Source organism: Anaeromonas gelatinilytica (genome assembly GCF_016820635.1).
Taxonomy (GTDB): domain Bacteria; phylum Bacillota; class Clostridia; order Tissierellales; family SIT17; genus Anaeromonas; species Anaeromonas gelatinilytica.
The window spans coordinates 1-4411 of record NZ_WSFU01000124.1; the positions used below are offsets into that span (position 1 = coordinate 1).

General features: G+C 29.9%; 5 protein-coding genes. All 5 read right to left on the bottom strand.

The genetic code is table 11. The features are described 5' to 3' along the window. Nucleotides 1-46: 46 nt before the first annotated feature. From purN to purE, 5 genes are read right to left on the bottom strand one after another with little or no spacing between them, the layout of a single operon-like run. Nucleotides 47-676, bottom strand: coding sequence for a phosphoribosylglycinamide formyltransferase (purN, locus tag GOQ29_RS10960; protein WP_203372699.1), 630 nt, complete (start codon nucleotides 674-676; stop codon nucleotides 47-49). After that, nucleotides 664-1704, bottom strand: a complete 1041-nt coding sequence (gene purM, locus GOQ29_RS10965) for a phosphoribosylformylglycinamidine cyclo-ligase (protein WP_203372700.1) — start codon at nucleotides 1702-1704, stop codon at nucleotides 664-666. The genes purN and purM overlap by 13 nt, the downstream gene beginning before the upstream one ends. A gap of 10 nt (nucleotides 1705-1714) precedes the next feature. After that, nucleotides 1715-3118: an amidophosphoribosyltransferase gene (purF, locus tag GOQ29_RS10970; RefSeq protein ID WP_203372701.1), complete on the bottom strand. Its 1404-nt coding sequence runs from the start codon at nucleotides 3116-3118 to the stop codon at nucleotides 1715-1717. Between the two features lie 14 nt (nucleotides 3119-3132). Further along, the gene (gene purC, locus GOQ29_RS10975; protein WP_203372702.1) at nucleotides 3133-3837 is read right to left on the bottom strand and encodes a phosphoribosylaminoimidazolesuccinocarboxamide synthase; all 705 of its coding nucleotides are present in this window, start codon (nucleotides 3835-3837) and stop codon (nucleotides 3133-3135) included. Then, nucleotides 3837-4343: a 5-(carboxyamino)imidazole ribonucleotide mutase gene (gene purE, locus GOQ29_RS10980; RefSeq protein ID WP_203372703.1), complete on the bottom strand. Its 507-nt coding sequence runs from the start codon at nucleotides 4341-4343 to the stop codon at nucleotides 3837-3839. The genes purC and purE overlap by 1 nt, the downstream gene beginning before the upstream one ends. Nucleotides 4344-4411 lie beyond the last annotated feature (68 nt).

The following is a 4411-nucleotide window of genomic DNA, read 5'->3' on the forward strand; positions in this document are numbered from 1 at the left end:
TTATACTTTAATTTTGGAATGATAAATATTTAAATTTTATTTGACTTCATATAGTTAGTCTTTTTACTATTCTACCTTCAATAATAAGTTTGTTTTCTGCAAATAATTTTATTGCTTCTGGTAATATTTGATGTTCTATTTCTAATACTTTTTTTGATAGACTCTCTAATGTCTCATTATCTGATACCTTTACTTCTCTTTGTATAATAATTGGTCCTGTATCTGTATTTTCATCAACGAAATGTACCGTAGCTCCTGTTATTTTGACTCCATACTTTAATACTTCTTCATGTACTAAAGAACCATAATATCCCTTTCCACTAAAAGCAGGAATCAATGAAGGATGTATATTCATTATTTTATTTCTATACTTCTTAACAATTTTTTCATTTACTATACTCATATATCCTGCTAAAACTATAAGATCTATATTATAATCGTCTAAAACTTGTAATGTTTTATCTATTCTTTTATACTTATCGGAATAATTTTTCTTTCCTAAATATAAAGATTCAATGCCTTTCTTTTGAGCAATCTTCAATCCTCTTGCTTTGTATCTATCAGATATCACTAATCCTATCTCTCCATTTATTTGTCCTCTATCAATACTATCTATTATAGCTTCTAAATTACTCCCTCTACCTGATATGAACACTGCTATTCTTATTCCTGACATAATTTTACTCCTACATGTTCATCCACTATTTTCCCTATGATATAAGCCTTTTCATTCATGGATTTCAATATATTTAGTATTTTAAATGCTTCTTCTTTAGAAACTGCAATCACATATCCTATTCCCATATTAAAAGTTCTAAACATCTCATCCCTATCAATATTTCCTAATCTTTGCATCATCTTAAATATTTCTGATATTTCCCAACTTGATAAATCTATATCTACGCCCAACCCCTCAGGAATCATTCTTGGAATATTTTCATAAAATCCTCCTCCAGTTATATGAGCCATACCTTTTATTTCTACTTTCTTCATTAACATAGAAACTATATTGCAATATATCTTTGTAGGTTTCAACAATATATTTCCTAATGTATCATTCATTTCTTCTATATAAGTATCTGTATTCCAATTCAACTTTTCAAAGAATAATTTTCTTACTAATGAATATCCATTACTGTGTATCCCACTAGATGGCAGCCCAATTAAAAAATCACCCGTTTTAATATCATTTCCATCAATGATTTTATCTTTATCTACTACTCCTACTGCGAAACCAGATAAATCATATTCCTTGTCATTATAAAGTCCCGGCATTTCTGCTGTTTCTCCTCCAATTAATGAACAGTTTGCTAATTCACAGCCCATTGCTATTCCCTTTACTACTTCCGTTACTTTATGAGCCTCTAATGCACCTGTAGCAAAATAATCCAAGAAAAACAAAGGTTTAGCTCCATGACATAGTATATCATTCACACACATAGCAACTAAATCCTGTCCAATATCATCATGTTTATCCATCATTAAAGCAACTAATAATTTAGTTCCTACTCCATCTGTTCCAGATACCAATACTGGATTTTTTATGTCTTCAAGATCTAAATTGAACAATCCTCCAAATCCTCCAATAGAAGATATAACATCTTTAGTAAAAGTTTTTTTAACATGTTCTTTTATCGACTCTACTGCTTTATTACCTTCTTTAATATTTACTCCAGAGTCACTATAAGTTAATCTTTCATTCATATTATCCCTCCTATTTTTCCATAGAAAATTTATCTAAGGATTCAGGAACAGCTATTGGATAGTTCCCATTAAAACATGCCGTACATACATTGTTTTCAAGTCCTATAGATTCCAAAAGTCCTTTCTCACTTAAAAAAAGTAAACTATCACAGCCTATTTTCTTTCTCATTTCTTCGATTGAATGAGAGGATGCTATAAGATTCTCTCTCTCTGGAGTATCTATTCCAAAATAGCAGGAATATTTTACTGGTGGTGAACTAATTCTAAGATGAATTTCCTTAGCACCCGCTTTTCTTAACATATCTATGATTTTTTTACTTGTGGTTCCTCTAACTATAGAATCATCTATTAACACTATTCTTTTATTCTCAACATTCTCTCGCAATACACTCAATTTCAACTTCACTAAAAGTTCTCTCATCTTTTGGGAAGGCTCAATAAAAGATCGTCCTAAATATTTATTTTTTATTAATCCCTCTCTATAAGGAATTCCTGACTCTTCTGAATATCCTATAGCCGCTAAAGTACCAGAATCTGGAACAGACATAACTATATCAGCTTCCACATTATCTTCTCTGGATAAAATTTTCCCAGCTTCTATTCTACTTTTATATACACTTTGTCCATCTAAAGCACTATCTGGTCTAGAAAAATATACAAATTCAAAGGAACAAACCGTCTTCTTTTCTTCTGCAAATCTAATTGATTTTATTCCATTATTATCTATGATTACTATCTCACCTGGCTCTACATCCCTAATATATTCTGCCCCTACTACTTCAAATGCACAACTTTCAGATGACAATACATAACCATCCTCTATTTTCCCTATTGCAAGAGGTCTTAATCCATTGGGATCTCTCACCCCTATTAACTTTTCATCACATATCAAATTCAAGCTATATGCACCTTTTATTCTTTTCATACTTTTAATCAAAGCTTCTTCTAATCCATTTTCATAGTTTTCATTAATTAAACTACCAATCACTTCGGTATCTGTAGTTGTTTGATATATATATCCCTTTTCCTCTGCTTCACTTCTTATTTCATTAGCATTTATTAAATTTCCATTATGGGCTAAAGCAATAGAATTTTCCTTACATTTAACAACTAATGGTTGAGCATTTCTTAAATGACTATCTCCTGTAGTAGAATATCTAACATGACCTATACCAATATTCCCCTTTAACCTATTGATGGTTTTTTCATTAAAAACTTCTCTAACTAGTCCCATCTCTTTATAATAATTAATCCTATTATCTTTACATATCGCTATTCCTGCACTTTCCTGTCCTCTATGTTGTAAAGCTACAAGTCCAAAATAGATTCTTTGGGACACATCCTCAATATTCTCTGAATATATACCAAAAACTCCACATTCTTCTTTAAGCTTATCTAAAGTTAATTTTTCCATTATAGGACCTCCGACTAATTATTTAATCTCTTTAATACTTCCTTATAAGACTCCTCCACATTACCTAAATCTCTTCTAAATCTATCTTTATCAAGCTTTTCTCTAGTATTTTTATCCCATAGCCTACAAGTATCTGGGGAAATTTCATCAGCTAGTATAACTTCTCCTTTATGAATACCAAATTCTAACTTAAAATCTACTAAAACTATATCCCTCTCTAAAAAATATTCAGATAATACTTCATTGATTTTAAATGAATAATTTTTTATATTTTCTATTTCATTCTTAGTGGCTAATTCTATTGCATCTATATGATATTCATTAATCATTGGATCTCCTAACTCATCATCTTTATAACAAAATTCTAAGACTGTTTTCTTCATTTTTGTTCCTTCTTCTAATCCAAGTCTCTCTGCCAAAGATCCTGCTGCAATATTTCTAACTATAACTTCTATAGGTAAAATCTCAACTTCTTTAACTATCATTTCTCTATCATTTATTAATTCTTCAAAATGTGTTGGTATTCCTTTTTCTTCTAATACTTTAAATAATAAACCAGACATTTTATTATTTATTATGCCCTTTTCTAATATACTACCTTTTTTTTCTCCATTAAAAGCAGTAGCATCATCCTTATATTCAATTATATATCTAGAAGAATCGTCAGTTTTATATACCTTTTTAGCCTTACCTTCATACAACATATCTAATTTTTTCATTATTTAGTCCCTCCATCTTCTGTACTTAATTTAACAATCTTTCTGTCTTTTTCTTCAACATTCTTACTCATCATCTCTCTATAAGCTTTTAATCTCTCTCTTAATTCTGGATATTTAATTGATAACATTTCTATTGCTAATAATGCTGCATTTTCTCCTCCATTTATAGCAACAGTAGCAACAGGTACTCCTTTAGGCATTTGAACTATAGATAATAATGAATCCATACCATCCAATGTAGATGATTTAATAGGCAATCCTATTACTGGTAATATTGAAACCCCTGCCAATATTCCTGGAAGATGGGCAGCCTTACCAGCAGCAGATATAATTAATTCAAAATTATTTTTTTCTGCATTCTTTGCAAAATCCATAGCTTTAAATGGTGTTCTATGAGCCGATATAACCCTTATTTCAACTTCAACTCCAAAATCTTTTAAAATCTTTATTCCTTTCTCTACTACAGGATAATCTGAATCACTTCCCATTATTATTGCTATTTTCATATTCTCATCTCCTCGTATAATATGTTTAGAGACACTTTTTAAGTGATCTATTCATATTATTTTTTTAT

Excerpts from the sequence above, each read along its gene's own strand:
- purN (WP_203372699.1), bottom strand. The coding sequence starts at position 676 with ATGTCAGGAATAAGAATAGCAGTGTTCATATCAGGTAGAGGGAGTAAT.
- purM (WP_203372700.1), bottom strand. The coding sequence starts at position 1,704 with ATGAATGAAAGATTAACTTATAGTGACTCTGGAGTAAATATTAAAGAA.
- purF (WP_203372701.1), bottom strand. The coding sequence starts at position 3,118 with ATGGAAAAATTAACTTTAGATAAGCTTAAAGAAGAATGTGGAGTTTTT.
- purC (WP_203372702.1), bottom strand. The coding sequence starts at position 3,837 with ATGAAAAAATTAGATATGTTGTATGAAGGTAAGGCTAAAAAGGTATAT.
- purE (WP_203372703.1), bottom strand. The coding sequence starts at position 4,343 with ATGAAAATAGCAATAATAATGGGAAGTGATTCAGATTATCCTGTAGTA.